The sequence below is a fragment of the Rhodococcus sp. NPDC056516 genome (assembly GCF_042794655.1).
Taxonomy (GTDB): domain Bacteria; phylum Actinomycetota; class Actinomycetes; order Mycobacteriales; family Mycobacteriaceae; genus Rhodococcus_F.
This window is the reverse complement of sequence record NZ_JBHTTG010000003.1, coordinates 719,332-733,807: the sequence shown is the minus strand read 5'-3', so window position 1 is coordinate 733,807 and position 14,476 is coordinate 719,332. Positions and strand designations below refer to the sequence as shown.

The window sequence follows — 14,476 nt, the reverse complement described above, 5'->3', positions numbered from 1 at the left end:
TGTCCAGGATGGCACTTCTACTGGGGCGCGATCACTGCTTTGTTGGCAATTACCTGAACCATTTCTCCGAACTCCGCAATAGTCGCGTCGGAGTCACGATCGACCAGCCAACGCAGGACGAGGCCGTCGATAAGTGCAAGGCTCAGGCGCGCAATCGAACTCAACGGCTCGGTCCACACGGTGCCGGAAATCTTGGCGCACTCCTCGAGAAACGAAACCGCAAGCTCGTCCATGATTCGGTACTGCTCGAAAGCAACAGCCCCAGCGCGTTCGGCACCGAGATTACGACTGCGGAGAGCCTGCGCGGTGATTTCGTAGGTCAACAACTGCCTGTCCGGCGTTGCCTCGATAGTGGGCCACATTCCGGTCAACCCGATATGCAGCAATTCCTTGAGCCCCTGCACGCCACTGAGATCCGGTGCGTGTCGGACCTGCGCAAATGCGTACTGCATCGACGCACTGAGCTGCAGAATGAGCGTCTCACCCATTGCCGCGATCAGCGCTTCCTTGCTCTCGAAGCAGTAATGAACGACGCCGAGCGATACGCCGGCCTCCTCTGCCACCGCCCTTACCGTCACAGAACTGACACCGCGCTGTTCCGCAATGGACAAAGCGGACTCGACCAATTGTGTGCGGCGTTCGTCCGCCGGGAGCCTGTTCAGCATCCAATGATCGTAGAACGCAAATGACAAAATCTTCGCGCAATACTTGCCTGGACGACCGTCCAAGTACATTATTGCGTAATGGCTTCGGACACTTGGCAGAACTGGGCGGGCACTCAAAGCGCCGCGCCGCGTCGCTTTGCGACGCCGACAAATACCCGTGAACTTTCGTCGTTGGTCGCCGAGGCTGCGGCGCGTGGCCAACGTGTGAAGGCCGTCGGCGCAGGCCATTCGTTCACCGGTGTCGCGGTCACCGACGGAATCCTCGTCAGCCTGGACAACCTGAGCGGAATCGATTCGATCACGCCGACCGACGACGGCGCGCTGGTCACTGTTTTTGCAGGCACTCGCCTTCACGCCCTCAACGACGCCCTGTGGCAACGCGGATATGCGATGGCCAATCTCGGCGACATCGACGTCCAGTCACTGGCCGGCGCGACATCCACCGGCACGCACGGAACCGGCGCCCGATTCGGCGGTATCGCCACACAGATTCGCGGAATCGAGATCGTTCTCGCCGACGGATCCGTGGTTACCGCAAGTGCCGACGAAAATGTCGAATTGTTCGAAGCGGGGCGCCTCGGATTGGGTGCAATCGGCATCATTTCGAAGATCACCCTCGCCTGCGTACCGCGATTCACGCTCCGCGCAATCGAGGAACCCGACACGCTGTCTCACATACTGGACACCCTCGAGAGCGATCGTCTGGGCCTGGATCACTTCGAGTTCTATTGGTTTCCGCATACCGACCGTGTGCTCACGAAGAGCAACACCCGACTCCCCGGAGACACCGAACCCGATCCGGTGGGCAAGGTCCGCGCGTTCGTCGACGACGAACTCCTCTCGAACACACTCTTCGAAGGCGTCAATCGCGTCGCGACCCTGGCACCGGCCGCGATCCCGAGAATCAACAACGTGTCGTCTCGACTGCTCGGCGCCCGCGAGTTCACCGATCGCAGCTACCGAGTATTCGCGTCCTCGCGCCGGGTGAAGTTCAAGGAGATGGAATACGCGATTCCCCGCGAACACGTCACCGAGACGCTCCACGAAATCGATCGCTGGATGAAGAAGTCCGGAACGAACGTCGCTTTCCCCGTCGAAGTACGTTTTGCTGCCGCCGACGACCTCTGGCTTTCGACCGCTCACGGACGCGACACCGCCTACATCGCGGTCCATCAGTACCACCGCCGACCTGAAACCGAATACTTCGCCGCAGTGGAAGCCATCGCGCGCGCCGTCGACGGCCGGCCGCATTGGGGGAAAATGCACAACCGGACCGTCGACGACCTGCGTCCTACGTACGATCGACTCGACGATTTTGTCGCCGTTCGAGACAAGTACGACGCGAATCGAGTGTTCGACAACGAATACCTACGTCAGGTGCTCGGCGACTGACGGTCAGTGCCGCAGCAGTTAGTGCCGCAGCAGTTAGTGCCTCAGCAGTTCCGCTTTTCGCGCGTCACTGGCGAACGAGGCTTTGATCGAGTTCCGGGCGAGGGTGTCGCGCTCGGCCTCGGTCAGCCCCAAGGCTCGGCCCAGTTCGGTGAAATTGTCGTCGACGTATCCCCCGAAATAGGCCGGGTCGTCGGAGTTGACCGTGACGATCAAACCCATCTCGAGCATCGATCGAAGCGGATGGTCCGACAGCGAATCGAACACTCGCAGACGAACGTTCGACAAGGGGCAGACCGTCAGTGGAATCTCCTCGTCGACCAGACGCTCGATGAGGGCAGGGTCCTCGAGCGCCCGGACGCCGTGGTCGATGCGCTCGGCGCCGAGAATGTCGAGCGCCTGCCAGATGTACTCGGGCGGTCCCTCCTCACCGGCGTGAGCAACGACGTGCAAGCCCTCGGCACGCGCACGGGCGAAGACATCCTCGAACAGTGAGGGCGGGTTGCCGACCTCGGCGGAGTCGAGTCCGAGTCCGACGATCGGCGCCTGCAAGCGAATGATCTCGGAGAAGACCTCTTCGGCGTCCTTGACCGGCTGATCACGGAGAATGGCGGCGATTGCCGCACTGCTGAGCCCGAACTCGCGCTCACTCGATGCCACCGCATCCATGATCCCGTCCAGGACCTCGGTCAGCGGAACACCGCGGACTACGTGCGCCTGCGGATTGAAGAAGAACTCGGCATGCGCCACTCCAGCGGCTGCTGCCCGACGGAAATACGCCCGCGTCAGGTCGGCAAAATCCTCCGCGGTACGCAGGACGGCCATGTTGGCGAAGTAGAGATCGAGGAACGACTGCAGGTCGGTGAACTCGTACCTCGACTTCAGATCGTCGATGTCCTTGTACGGCAAATCCATTCGATTGCGCTCGGCGAGCCGGTAGATCTGTTCGGGTTCCAACGAACCCTCGATGTGCATGTGCAGTTCTGCAACAGGAGTAGCCATTTCGGTTCAGCGCCCCTTCCAGACCGGGGCACGCTTCTCGGCGAACGCCGTTGCACCCTCGCGTGCATCTTCGGATGCGAACACCGGCGCCATAACCTGCAACTGCTTCGCGAAAGCTTCGTCGTCGGACCAGCCGCCGGCCTTGACGATGATCTCCTTGGTGACGGCAACAGCGAGCGGTCCGTTGCGGGTGATTCGATCTGCCAGGTCGAGTGCGCCTTCGAGCGCCTTGCCCGGCTCGGTCAACGTGTTCACGAAACCGTAGCGGTATGCCTCCTCGGCGGTGAAACTGTCGCCGGTCAGGGCCAGTTCCAGTGCCTTCTGGTACGGAATCCGCTTGGGCAGGCGCAACAATCCGCCGCCACCTGCAACCAGTCCTCGCTTGACCTCCGGGATACCGAACTTCGCTTCGGACGACGCCACCACCAGGTCGGTGGCGAGCACGAGTTCCGTGCCGCCTGCCAACGCGAAGCCCTCGACCGCCGAAATGATCGGCTTACGTGGGGGCCCTTCCGTGAATCCGAGGCCGCGTCCCGGCACGAGTACGTTCTCGCCGGCCACAAATGCCTTCAGATCCATACCGGCACAAAAGTTTCCGCCTGCACCTGTCAGCACCGCCAAGGACAGATCGTCGTCCGCATCGAGCTCTTCGACCGCAGCGGCCAACGCGTGACTGACCGCCGAGTTGATGGCGTTGCGCGCCTCGGGTCGGTTGATGGTGATGATCAGTGTCCGCCCGCGCCGCTCGGTGAGAACCTCGTCCGCCATGATGTCCCTCTCGTTTGTCGACCACACTCGCGTGACTACGCGACGTTGCGTTCGACAATACGGACGAAGCCATCGGGGTCGATCTGCGCGGTGTCGTGAGTGCAGAACCACCCCTGGGTGAATCTCGTCGAGGTCGCTTCCGGCGAATTCCAATACCGACGCGTGACACTCGGCCCGCGGCACAGCAACTCACCGAAACCACCTGGCGCGTCCGGGCCGTACAACGCCACTTCCATTCCGCCGAAGGCGATTCCGACGCTGCCGAGGTGTGTGGGTGCCGACTCGGTCGGCAGAATGAGACCGGCCCCACAGGTTTCGGTTTTACCCCAACCGATCACATGTCGAGCGGCCGGGAACATCGTCAGCAGCTTCGCTTCCTGCTCGGCCGTGATCGGCGATCCACTGCAGTCGATCCACTGCACCGACCTCGAACCGGCACGCGCCGCCGGTCCGAGGGTGAGCAACCGTGGCTCGAGCAAGTCCTCGGGTCGCCCCGTCACGATGTCGACGGTGTGCACACTCTCGCGCCAGAAGTCGCCGGCGAGGACCACCGTTCCACCGACCACCAGCGTCGCGAGCACGTGCACGAACTGACGCACGGACTTGAAATCATTGTCCACCAGCAGATTCCGCACACCTTCGACGCCGTAGTCGCGCGAGTGCAGAATACCGACGATAGCGGAGAGCACGTTCTCGTTACTCAACTCGACGCCCAGCATCTCGCCCGAAGAATCGGCGGTGTACGCGAGGATCGCCATCTCGTCCGGGGCCGCGCCGTCGTCAATGAACGGAACACCGTGTGGGAGTTCCCCATCGAGCACCAGCACCGAGCCACTGTCCGCGATGACGAAGTCCGCTGCGTCGTCACTCAGGTGCACACCGACAGAGACCGGGACACCTCCCGCGAGGATGACGCCGAGGCACGCCTCCATCCACCGCACCCCCGCGGCGACACGAATCGCCACACGATCGCCGATCTCGACGCCTCGCGACTTCAGTCCGCCTGCCACCCGCGACGCCTCGGCCCACAGTTCCGCGAAGGTGACGTGCTCGCCGTCGACCTCCTCGACCGCGATGCGCGAGGAGAACCGATGAACGGCAATATCTAGGAGTTCGGACAGCGACGGGTCCAGTTGGCTGTACCGAAGCACTCCGTCCCCCGCGCGAGTGACGCGGGCGTCGGCGAGGAGCAGATTCGAACACGGGTATTCCACAAGCGTCGACCGCATCGATACCTCCACGTCACTGACGAACCCACCGGCCCTTCGACTATATGACGTGGATCACAGTTCGTGGAGGTCTCTGACGATAAAGGTCGTATATCTACTTTCCGGAGTAGACGGCCTTACCCGGGCCGACGTCGAGGAAACTGCGGACGGCGCCGCGCAGGTCGTCGGTGTCGAACAGCGCGCCGGACACCCCGGGAGTCACCGAATCCGCATGAGCGATGCCGCCGGAACGCCACGCCGCCACGATCTGCTTGGTGGCGTCGTGTGCTCGCGTGGGTCCGTCCGCCAACCTGGTCGCGAGGGACCGCGCCGCACCGTCGACGTCGTCGTGAACTGCATTGACGACGCCCCAGGCGTGCAGGGTTGCGGCGTCGTACAGATCGCCGGTCATGACCAACTCCCGAGCCCGTCCGGAACCGGCGCGCTCGGCCAGGCGTTGCGGTCCACCCATGGACGGCGTCAGACCGACCACTGTCTCGACCAGCCCGAACTTTGCCTTGGGCGCCGCGAGAATGATGTCGCAGGCCAAGGAGATCTCGAATGCCGCAGTCAGCGTCAACCCGTGCGCCGCGTAGATCACCGGGCACGGCAACGCCTCGAGCGGATGGCAGATCTGGGCGAACAGCTCGCGCCACAATTCCGCGCCTTGCTCCGGGTTCAGTCCGTCGAAGACGTGGACGTCGACGCCGGCCGAGTTGACCTTGCCCTCCGCGCGCAGGAGGACAGCCCGCGGCGGATTCTCGGTCAACGCCGCAACGTCGGCGATGACCGCGTCGAACATGGCCTGGTCGAACAGATTGAGTGGTCCGTGCGCGAACGTCAGGACAGCCACCTCGGCACCACCATCGGTGGTGAAGCGCTCGAGACGGGTGGGGTGCGATTCGGGAGCAGTCATGCCGCCACACTGCCACATGGAACCGGCCTACGATCGTCGGGTGGACGGTCTGAGAAATGCACTCGCGGACGTTGTGGGACACCGGTTCGTCGTCGACGACGCCGACGTGTTGGCTACCCGTTCCACCGACCAGACGGGGCGCTACAGCGGGCACGCCAGCGCCCTGGTCCGACCCGGAAATACCGCCGAAGTCTCGGCGGTGCTGAACGTGTGCCGCTCCCACGGCGTACCGGTCACCGTTCAGGGCGGACGAACCGGCTTGGTCGCGGGCACGGTGCCCGAGCACGACGACGTCCTGCTCTCCACCGAACGTCTCACGACGACCGGTGAAGTCGACGCGGCCGGCAGGCGGATCACCGTCGGAGCGGGAGTGACACTCGCGCAGGTACATTCCGCTGCGGCCGACGCCGGCCTGAAATTCGGCGTCGACATAGCTTCACGGGACACGGCGACCATCGGCGGCATGGTCTCCACCAATGCCGGTGGCCTGCACACGGTTCGATACGGGAACATGGCCGAGCAGGTGCTCGGCCTCGAGGTGGTGATCCCCGACGGAACCACCGTGCGCCGGTCACCGAAAGTGTTGTCCGACAATTCCGGATACAACCTGCCCGCACTGTGGGTGGGCAGCGAAGGAACTCTCGGTGTGGTCACGGCAGTCGATCTGGAACTGCGCCAGGTGCCGGCTCACCGGGTCACCACACTGACCGGTTTCGACAGGCTGGAGGACGTCGTCGATGCGGGGCGAACGTTGCGCACTCTCGACGGCGTCGACGCACTGGAATTGTTGGACGGCCGCGGACTCGAACTTGCCGCCCGACACGTGAACGCCGCGGTGCCGACGGGGCGGGCGTGGTACCTGCTCGCCGAGGTGTCAGGTGCCCACGATCCGCTGGAACGCCTGGGCGAAGTACTCGAACGCATCGGCCCGCCGGAAACCCCGGCGGTAGCGGTCGACGATCCCGGCTCGACGCGCTTGTGGGCAGCGCGGGAGTGCTTCGCCGAAGTGGTCGGACTGTTCGGTCCCCCACTGAAATTCGACGCGGCACTGCCCCTGGACTCGCTTGCCACCTTCGCCGAAGACGCCGCGGCCGTGATCGCGAGTCGCGCCCCCGAAGCGATTCCGATCCTCTTCGGCCACGTCGCCGAGGGAAACATCCACCTCAACGTCCTGAACTGCCCGAACGCCGACACCGTGTACCGCAGCGTCCTCGAACTGGTTCGCGATCACGGCGGAAACGTCAGTTCCGAGCACGGGGTGGGCTCGCTCAAACGCAACTATCTGGACCTGGCCCTCTCCGCGGAGGACATAGCCACGATGTGGGCGATCAAGCGAGCCCTGGACCCGAGCGACTATCTCAATCGTGCAGTGATGTTTCCCGACGCGCTTCGGCACTGACGGCCATCGCGTCGTCGTGTGCATCTCCGCGCAGAGGCCGAGCGAAGCACACCGAAGCGACGAAGCCGATGAGCAGCACGCCTGCAGGTAGCCAGATCGACTCCGACATCGCCGTGCTGAACGGTTCACGAACGAACTCGGGCAGGTGACCCACTCCAGCTTCGGAACTGCCGCCGGTCAGACCCTGAGCCGCCAATCGTGCGGTGATCAGTGCGCCGATCGCGGCACTACCGAGAACCGCGCCCACCTGCCGGGTGGTGTTGTAGACGCCTGCGCCGGCGCCGGCCTGCATCGGAGGCAGGTTGTGTGTGGCGGTGGCCGCGAGCGGCGACCAGATGCATGCGTTGGCGAAGCCGATCAGGCCGATCGGCAGGAGCAGTTCCCAGATCGCGACGTCGGGAGACATAACCAATGCCAGCCAGCCCAGGGCGATCGCGAACAGCAGGAAGCCGGTGCCCGCGATGTAGCGCGGATGCGTCTTGTCGACGAGCTTGCCGATGATCGGCGCAAAAATGCCGGTCAGCACGGCCATCGGAACGAGGAGGAGCGCCGACTGCGTCGGGGAGAGTCCGCGAACTGCCTGGGTGTAGAACATCAGCGGAAGGACCATCGACGTGATCGCGAAGCCCATTGCGGTGATGGCGACGTTGGCGAGCGAGAAGTTGCGGTCCTTGAAGAGTTCGAGTGGGAGCAACGGCTCGTTCTTGTTGCGCGACTGGTAGAACACGAACACCGCGAGCAGCACCACACCGGCGCCGATCAGGCTCCAGACGAATCCGTTCCAGTCGTACGAACTGCCTTCCTGGATTCCGAACACGAGCAGGAACATGCCTGCGGCGCTGAGAATCACGCCGGGAATGTCGAACTTGTGCTCGCTGGTCGGCAACGACGGAACAAGCTTCCAGGCGAGCAGGAAAGCGATGACACCGACCGGGACGTTGACGATGAAGATCCATTCCCAGCCGAGATTGTCGACCAACACACCACCGGCAAGCGGACCGACCAGCGTCGCAACACCGGCAACCGCGCCCCACAGGCCCATTGCGGCGCCACGCTTGTTCGGCGCGAACGTGCGCGTGATGACCGCCATGGTCTGAGGCGTCATCATTGCGGCGCCCAGACCCTGGAAAGCCCTTGCCACGATGAGCATCTCGACACTGCCGGACAGACCACACCACAGTGAAGCGCCGGTGAACAGTACGAGGCCGATCATGTACAGGTTCTTCGGTCCGAACCTGTCACCGAGCCGGCCGGTGACGAGCAGCGGCACCGCGTACGCCAGCAGGTACGCGCTGGTGACCCAGACGACCTTGTTGATGTCGGTGCCGAGGTCCTCCATGATCGCAGGGTTGGCGACAGCGACGATGGTGCTGTCCACCAGAATCATGAAGAACCCGATACACAGCGCCCACAGCGCGTGCCAGGGATTGACCTGCTTTTCCATCTTCAGTCCTTAGGTAGTGCGGACGAGCCTGCGGAGCCGGCCAGCCGGTCGAGAAGTTCTTGTGAGAGCCAGGGCATTTCGCCGCTCTCGATGTCTGTCACCAACGCGCCGATCCACTCTCTTTCGGCGATCGTGAGTGCGTGGGCGTAGTCTGCGCCCACCGTGAAGATTCGTGGTTTTTCCGCGGCCTTCACCGCTTCGTAGTCGACCTCGAATTTCGCAATCGTCTTGTCGAGGTGCGCGAGACGGATCCGAAGCATCTGACACGCAGTTGATGCGGAAAGGTTGTGCATTTCGGCGAGCGCGAGCGGCAACCGCGGATACTCCCGCACCGGAACCGCCAACATCTCACGTAGTTGGTGCTCGAGAGCATCACGGCCTCGGGCGGTGATTTCGTACGTCGTGCGCTCTGGCCGATTGCCCTCACGATCGGTCCCGATCGAAGCCAGCAATTCCTGCTTCTCCAGCCGCGAAACCGTGTGATAGAGCGATCCCGGCTTGATCTTCACCAGCTGATCGCCCCGACGAACCGAGGCGAGTTGATACATCTCGTACGGGTGCATCGAACGCTCGGACAGCAGACCCAGAACGGTGATTCCCAAAGGCGTCAGTGACACGTCACCCATGAGTCCCCTCCCTGACAAGCCGCAATTGACTATTTCTTGACTATTCCACGCGAAATAGTCCACATGGAATATACGACCTTCGGCCATCTCGATCAACCCGTTCGAACCGGACTAGCCTGTAGCGAGTGGACGATCATCACCTCGACATCATCCGACTCGCATGGGCGCGCGAACTGGGCCTCGGCGACTCCGCGTTGCGACCGGCACACACCGCCAGGGTGGTCGGCGACGACATCCACGTACTGGACCTGGCCGGCGGTGGCGCGATTGTCGGACCGCAGTGGTTCATCGAGCGCACGGCGGACATCTCCGTCGAAGCGCTTCTACAACCTGCACGCCTACTCGACGTCACCGGCGATCACGGCGGCCGAATCACCGGACCCGTCGACCTCGCTTTCCTCGGCGACTACACCGAGACACCACCAGAGGAACACCTGTTGATCTCCCACGAGATCGACGACGCCCTCGCGGTTGCCGCCCTGTGCCCACCCGACGACAGCACCACCGCTGACCTCGAGAACCGCACGCGGTGGTTCACCGCACTCACCGACGACAACGAGGTACTCGGATGCGCGGCGTACTCCGAATTCCAAGGTTTCGTGGCAGATCTCACGACCCTGACAGCCCCAGCGCACCGCCGGCGCGGAATCGGCTGCGGAGTAACACTTCTGGCTGCGGAGGACGCACTGGATTCGGGATTGATCCCACAACTACGAACGAGTCGGGGCAGCGCCATCAGCGCAACGCTTCCACGTAAAGCCAAATTCGACGTTCTGGGGGCATACGCTCGAGTACACGTGCACCTGCCCAGTTGACACTCGAACGAGAGGAACCGCAGATGAGTACGGAAGATGGCGCGAGCGAACCGACATTCGTCGAAGAGGGTCGTGAATTCAAACGCGACACCAACTACATCCAGACCCGGATCACCGAGGACGGTCGCGACGGTTACCCCGTCGAACCGGGGCGATACCGGTTGATCGTGGCGCGTGCCTGCCCCTGGGCAAACCGCGCCATCATCGTCCGCCGCCTGCTCGGCCTCGAAGACGTACTGTCGATGGGCATCTGCGGTCCGGTCCACGACAAGCGAAGCTGGACTTTCGATCTCGATCCCGGCGGCGTCGATCCGGTACTGAAGATCCCGCGACTACAGGACGCGTACTTCGCCCGAGATCCCGACTACCCCAGGGGAATCACGGTGCCCGCCATGGTGGAGATCTCCACGGGCAAGGTGGTCACCAACGACTACCCACAGATCACCCTCGATTTCTCGACGCAGTGGAAGAAGTACCACCGCGAAGGTGCACCGGATCTGTACCCGGAGCCTCTGCGAAACGAGATCGACGAAGTGGCCGAGTACGTGTTCCGCGACGTGAACAACGGCGTCTACCGATGCGGGTTCGCCGGTTCACAGCAGGCGTACGACGAGGCATACGACACGCTGTTCGCCCGGCTCGACTGGCTCACCGAACGTCTTGCGCGGCAACGCTTCCTGGTAGGCGAGAGCATCACCGAAGCTGATGTACGCCTGTTCACGACACTGGCGCGATTCGATCCCGTCTATCACGGTCATTTCAAGTGCAACAGAAGCAAACTCAGCGAGATGCCGGTGCTGTGGGACTACGCACGCGATTTGTTCCAGACCCCAGGATTTGGTGACACCATCGACTTCACGCAGATCAAAGCTCACTACTACATCGTGCATTCCGAGATCAATCCGTCCGGAATCGTGCCCAAGGGACCGGAATTGACGCACTGGCTCGAACCACACGGCCGCGAACAGTTGGGCGGCCGACCGTTCGGAGACGGCACACCGCCTCATCCGCCCATCCCATCCGAAGTGGTTCCAGCGCAGCACTGGGCCACCAGATAGATCGCGGCTACTCCCCTGCGTACGTCCCGAAACTCCAGTACACACCTTCGGGATCACGGCAGGTGAATCCTCGCGAACCGTAGTCTTCGTCGCGCAATCCCTGCGTGATCGTGGCGCCGGCGGCGACAGCGCGTTCGTAGAGTGCATCGGCGGCGTCTGCGTCGTCCACCACGATGTACACCGAACCGATTCCGGGTGGTAGGCCGGCGATCGCCGAATCGGTGCGCGGCGAACCCAGCATGATGCCGCCACCGCCGGGCCAGTCGAGTTGGGCGTGGTCGACCACGTCGCCCTCTCCGTAGACGGCCTTCTCCACGAAACCGAAGGTGCTCACCAGAAAGTGGATCGCCGAACGGGCGTCGAGGTAGCGCAGTGTCGGCCAGATGGTCGTCGAACGAGGTTCCGAAGTGGCGGTCATAACACTCGAACTCCTGCCTGGGAAAACTCACGAAGAAAACCGAGTCTCGTACGAGCCTATGGCCCCTGCGATCACCGCCGCTACCGAAAACTTCACCTATTCTCGAGATACGGTCCACCTCGTTTCAGAGGAGGACAACTGTGGAGGGGCAGCAATGAGCAAGTCGACGAACAACGACAGCGGGCGTATCGAGAAGGTCCTCGTTTCCGTTCTCGACAACGGAAGCCGCCTGCAAGCGCCCGCAGTGGCCAAATACGTCAACCATGTCCGTAAGGCGCACCCCGACGAGTCGCCCGCTCAGATCGTCGAGCGGATGGAGAAGATGTTCATTCTCGCCGTGACCGGAAGCGGCAGTGCCGTCGGTGCCACGGCCGCGGTGCCGGGCGTCGGCACGGTCGCGTCCATCGCTGCCGTCGGTGCGGAATCGGCTTTCTTCCTCGAAGCGTCCGCGCTGCTGACGTTGGCGATTGCGTCAGTGCACGGAATCTCCGTGCAGGATCACCAGCAACGGCGCGCCCTGGTCCTGGCAGTCGCCCTCGGCGAATCCGGCATGGAGATCGTCCAGAAGGCCACCGGTATCACGGCCAAGAACTGGGGAACCGCGATCACGAGCAAGATTCCCGGACCCACGATGAAGGGAATGAACAGCACCCTCGTGCGGAAGTTCGTGACGAAGTACGCCGCCAGGCGCAGCGCACTGATCCTCGGCAAACTCGTTCCCGCCGGGATCGGAGCCGTCATCGGCGGTGCGGGTAACCGGGCCATCGGCAAGGGCGTCGTCAAGAACGCGCGTGAAGCCTTCGGACCCGCGCCCGCCAGGTGGACCGATCACCTCATCGTGATGCCTGCCGACGATGCCGCCCTCCTCCCCGAAACGAAGACACGCCGGGCAATCCGCAGATAGCTGTCCGGGCCGTAGGCTCGCATCACGTATTCGCCGCCGACCCGGGAGCAGCATTGACGAACACCGCACTGGGATCCTTCTCTGCGCCGATCGAGATTCGTGGGTTGACGAAGACGTTCAAGGCGGCGCACGCGGTCAACGACCTGAGCTTCGACGTACAGGCGGGCTCGATCACCGGCTTTCTCGGCCCGAACGGTTCGGGCAAGACAACCACGTTGCGCATGCTCCTCGGCCTGGTGTCGCCGACATCGGGATCGGCCACCGTCAACGGAGCGCCGATGCGTTCGCTCCCCAACCCGGCGCGGACCGTCGGCGCCGTCCTCGACGTGGGCAGCCTCCATCCGAAACGCACTGCGCTGGCACACCTCGAGATCTACGCGGCCGCGATCGGTATGCCGACTCAACGCGCCGCGCAGGTACTCGGAATGGTCGGTCTGGGTTCGGTCGGAGCCCACAAGACCGGCACATTCTCGCTCGGGATGCGCCAACGCCTGATCCTTGCCACCGCGATGCTCGGTGATCCCGAGATCCTCGTACTCGACGAACCCGCGAACGGACTCGATCCGGAAGGCATGGCGTGGCTACGTCAGTTCCTGCAGACCTTCGCCGGTTCCGGCCGAACAGTTCTGATCTCCAGCCACGCGCTCCGTGAGGTGGAAGCAACCGTCGACAGCGTGGTCATCGTCAGTGCCGGCTCACTCGTCTACCAAGGGACCATGGACGAACTTCGCCGCTCCCAGCGCAGTCGACTGCTCGTCTCCTGCTCCAACCCCGCGCTCCTCGCCACGGCATTGGCCGCTCGCGGAATCATCGACGCCCAGATCACTCAGGACGGACGGCTCGCGGTGGGCGGCACGGACACGTCCGCGCTCCCACCGGTGGCGACGGCGGCCGGAGTCACGATCTTCGGCGTCGCGTCCGAAGGCGCAGATCTCGAGCAACTGTTTCTGGCGATGACAACGCCGCAATATGCCGTCCCCCAGGTCGGATACCACCGCCCACCCGGCCCGGGTTCGGGACCGGGCTACTACGGCCCTGCCGCATACGGACCCTCCGGAGGACACCGATGACCACGCTCGTGCGCGCGGAGACACTCAAAGTTCTCACCCTGCGCTACTGGTGGGCACTGGCAATCGCCCCGGTCGTCGTGGCTGTGCTGATTGCTGCCTCCACCAGGACGTTCGTCGAAGTTGTGGCCGATTCCGCCGACACGACTTTCGACGTCAATGTCGTCTCCACCGGCGTCAGCCTGGGTGTCTCCAACACTCTTGTCCTGGTGTTCGCGGCGGTCTTCGGAGCGCTCACAGCCGGTTCCGAATTCGGCTACAAGACTCTCACCACGACATTTCTCACCGCTCGTGGGCGCGACGGCGTTCTCGGCGCGAAGCTTGCCGTCGTCGCGGTATTCGCCGTCGGCTACGCGCTGGCGGTCGAAATTGTCAGCATCGGTGCGATGTTGCTCTTCGGCCGGGATTTCAGCTTCACCACCGATCTTTTTGCCATCTGCGCCGCAGGCATTCTGGCGTGTGCGCTGTGGGCACTGCTGGGTGCCGGGGTAGCACTGCTCACCGGATCGTCGATGGCGGGTGCACTCTCGGTCATTTTGTGGTTCGTCTTCGGTGAATGGATCGTCCGCGCAGTGCTGCTCGCGATGGATCTCGGCGGGATCGGCGCCGCGCTTCCCGTTTCGGCCACGATCGGCACGATCGTCAACGCGGCACCGTCGATCGACGTCGACGCCTTTGCGTCCTGGCCGAGTGGCCCGATGATGCTGGCCGCTTGGGTCGTTCTGTTCTGCGGACTCGGTTGGCTGCGAACCCGGACCCGCGACATCACCTGAAAAAGCTGTCTGGGGCCGGGTCTA

Annotated in this window: 15 protein-coding genes; 7 read left to right on the top strand and 8 right to left on the bottom strand. The window is 63.4% G+C overall.

What is annotated here, in order from left to right:
* Positions 1–17: 17 nt before the first annotated feature.
* On the bottom strand, positions 18–665 hold the full coding sequence (locus ACFQ6Y_RS12780) for a TetR/AcrR family transcriptional regulator (RefSeq protein WP_230817438.1): 648 nt from the start codon (positions 663–665) through the stop codon (positions 18–20).
* A 78-nt stretch (positions 666–743) separates the two neighbouring features.
* Here ACFQ6Y_RS12780 and ACFQ6Y_RS12775 point away from each other — a divergent pair, with 78 nt between their 5' ends.
* Positions 744–2,057, top strand: a complete 1,314-nt coding sequence (locus ACFQ6Y_RS12775; protein ID WP_029255793.1) for a D-arabinono-1,4-lactone oxidase — start codon at positions 744–746, stop codon at positions 2,055–2,057.
* Between the two features lie 33 nt (positions 2,058–2,090).
* On the opposite strand, the gene ACFQ6Y_RS12770 is transcribed toward ACFQ6Y_RS12775, so the two are convergent.
* The 4 genes from ACFQ6Y_RS12770 to ACFQ6Y_RS12755 all read right to left on the bottom strand — a co-directional run bounded on the left by ACFQ6Y_RS12770 (position 2,091) and on the right by ACFQ6Y_RS12755 (position 5,948).
* On the bottom strand, positions 2,091–3,056 hold the full coding sequence (locus ACFQ6Y_RS12770; protein WP_378539179.1) for an adenosine deaminase: 966 nt from the start codon (positions 3,054–3,056) through the stop codon (positions 2,091–2,093).
* A 6-nt stretch (positions 3,057–3,062) separates the two neighbouring features.
* Positions 3,063–3,824: a crotonase/enoyl-CoA hydratase family protein gene (locus ACFQ6Y_RS12765; RefSeq protein ID WP_230817435.1), complete on the bottom strand. Its 762-nt coding sequence runs from the start codon at positions 3,822–3,824 to the stop codon at positions 3,063–3,065.
* A 35-nt stretch (positions 3,825–3,859) separates the two neighbouring features.
* A complete protein-coding gene (locus ACFQ6Y_RS12760) occupies positions 3,860–5,053 on the bottom strand; it encodes a class I adenylate-forming enzyme family protein (RefSeq protein ID WP_378632714.1) in 1,194 nt (397 codons plus the stop codon).
* A gap of 94 nt (positions 5,054–5,147) precedes the next feature.
* Positions 5,148–5,948: an enoyl-CoA hydratase/isomerase family protein gene (locus tag ACFQ6Y_RS12755; protein ID WP_378549572.1), complete on the bottom strand. Its 801-nt coding sequence runs from the start codon at positions 5,946–5,948 to the stop codon at positions 5,148–5,150.
* Here ACFQ6Y_RS12755 and ACFQ6Y_RS12750 point away from each other — a divergent pair.
* On the top strand, positions 5,947–7,347 hold the full coding sequence (locus tag ACFQ6Y_RS12750) for an FAD-binding oxidoreductase (protein ID WP_378632711.1): 1,401 nt from the start codon (positions 5,947–5,949) through the stop codon (positions 7,345–7,347). The two genes, ACFQ6Y_RS12755 and ACFQ6Y_RS12750, sit on opposite strands and share 2 nt — an antisense overlap.
* Here ACFQ6Y_RS12750 and ACFQ6Y_RS12745 read toward each other — a convergent pair.
* The gene (locus ACFQ6Y_RS12745; protein WP_003945132.1) at positions 7,307–8,791 is read right to left on the bottom strand and encodes a DHA2 family efflux MFS transporter permease subunit; all 1,485 of its coding nucleotides are present in this window, start codon (positions 8,789–8,791) and stop codon (positions 7,307–7,309) included. The genes ACFQ6Y_RS12750 and ACFQ6Y_RS12745 overlap by 41 nt on opposite strands.
* Before the next feature lie 2 nt (positions 8,792–8,793).
* Positions 8,794–9,417 carry a PadR family transcriptional regulator gene (locus tag ACFQ6Y_RS12740; protein ID WP_230817430.1) on the bottom strand — a complete coding sequence of 208 codons (624 nt, stop codon included), beginning with the start codon at positions 9,415–9,417 and terminating at the stop codon, positions 8,794–8,796.
* Between the two features lie 125 nt (positions 9,418–9,542).
* Here ACFQ6Y_RS12740 and ACFQ6Y_RS12735 point away from each other — a divergent pair, with 125 nt between their 5' ends.
* Both ACFQ6Y_RS12735 and ACFQ6Y_RS12730 read left to right on the top strand, forming a co-directional pair.
* Positions 9,543–10,232, top strand: a complete 690-nt coding sequence (locus ACFQ6Y_RS12735) for a GNAT family N-acetyltransferase (protein ID WP_378632705.1) — start codon at positions 9,543–9,545, stop codon at positions 10,230–10,232.
* A 23-nt stretch (positions 10,233–10,255) separates the two neighbouring features.
* Positions 10,256–11,290: a glutathione S-transferase family protein gene (locus tag ACFQ6Y_RS12730; protein ID WP_378449069.1), complete on the top strand. Its 1,035-nt coding sequence runs from the start codon at positions 10,256–10,258 to the stop codon at positions 11,288–11,290.
* Positions 11,291–11,297: 7 nt separating this feature from the next.
* On the opposite strand, the gene ACFQ6Y_RS12725 is transcribed toward ACFQ6Y_RS12730, so the two are convergent.
* On the bottom strand, positions 11,298–11,708 hold the full coding sequence (locus tag ACFQ6Y_RS12725; protein WP_317555185.1) for a VOC family protein: 411 nt from the start codon (positions 11,706–11,708) through the stop codon (positions 11,298–11,300).
* A 154-nt stretch (positions 11,709–11,862) separates the two neighbouring features.
* Between ACFQ6Y_RS12725 and ACFQ6Y_RS12720 the strand changes: the two genes are divergently transcribed.
* From ACFQ6Y_RS12720 to ACFQ6Y_RS12710, 3 genes are all read left to right on the top strand, one after another.
* A complete protein-coding gene (locus ACFQ6Y_RS12720; RefSeq protein ID WP_378449067.1) occupies positions 11,863–12,612 on the top strand; it encodes a hypothetical protein in 750 nt (249 codons plus the stop codon).
* Between the two features lie 68 nt (positions 12,613–12,680).
* On the top strand, positions 12,681–13,682 hold the full coding sequence (locus tag ACFQ6Y_RS12715; RefSeq protein ID WP_378549638.1) for an ABC transporter ATP-binding protein: 1,002 nt from the start codon (positions 12,681–12,683) through the stop codon (positions 13,680–13,682).
* On the top strand, positions 13,679–14,452 hold the full coding sequence (locus ACFQ6Y_RS12710) for an ABC transporter permease (protein WP_378632698.1): 774 nt from the start codon (positions 13,679–13,681) through the stop codon (positions 14,450–14,452). The genes ACFQ6Y_RS12715 and ACFQ6Y_RS12710 overlap by 4 nt, the downstream gene beginning before the upstream one ends.
* Positions 14,453–14,476 lie beyond the last annotated feature (24 nt).

Coding starts and splice junctions, on each gene's coding strand:
- ACFQ6Y_RS12780 (WP_230817438.1), bottom strand. CDS start 665: ATGCTGAACAGGCTCCCGGCGGACGAACGCCGCACACAATTGGTCGAG.
- ACFQ6Y_RS12775 (WP_029255793.1), top strand. CDS start 744: ATGGCTTCGGACACTTGGCAGAACTGGGCGGGCACTCAAAGCGCCGCG.
- ACFQ6Y_RS12770 (WP_378539179.1), bottom strand. CDS start 3,056: ATGGCTACTCCTGTTGCAGAACTGCACATGCACATCGAGGGTTCGTTG.
- ACFQ6Y_RS12765 (WP_230817435.1), bottom strand. CDS start 3,824: ATGGCGGACGAGGTTCTCACCGAGCGGCGCGGGCGGACACTGATCATC.
- ACFQ6Y_RS12760 (WP_378632714.1), bottom strand. CDS start 5,053: ATGCGGTCGACGCTTGTGGAATACCCGTGTTCGAATCTGCTCCTCGCC.
- ACFQ6Y_RS12750 (WP_378632711.1), top strand. CDS start 5,947: ATGCCGCCACACTGCCACATGGAACCGGCCTACGATCGTCGGGTGGAC.
- ACFQ6Y_RS12755 (WP_378549572.1), bottom strand. CDS start 5,948: ATGACTGCTCCCGAATCGCACCCCACCCGTCTCGAGCGCTTCACCACC.
- ACFQ6Y_RS12745 (WP_003945132.1), bottom strand. CDS start 8,791: ATGGAAAAGCAGGTCAATCCCTGGCACGCGCTGTGGGCGCTGTGTATC.
- ACFQ6Y_RS12740 (WP_230817430.1), bottom strand. CDS start 9,417: ATGGGTGACGTGTCACTGACGCCTTTGGGAATCACCGTTCTGGGTCTG.
- ACFQ6Y_RS12730 (WP_378449069.1), top strand. CDS start 10,256: ATGAGTACGGAAGATGGCGCGAGCGAACCGACATTCGTCGAAGAGGGT.
- ACFQ6Y_RS12725 (WP_317555185.1), bottom strand. CDS start 11,708: ATGACCGCCACTTCGGAACCTCGTTCGACGACCATCTGGCCGACACTG.
- ACFQ6Y_RS12720 (WP_378449067.1), top strand. CDS start 11,863: ATGAGCAAGTCGACGAACAACGACAGCGGGCGTATCGAGAAGGTCCTC.
- ACFQ6Y_RS12710 (WP_378632698.1), top strand. CDS start 13,679: ATGACCACGCTCGTGCGCGCGGAGACACTCAAAGTTCTCACCCTGCGC.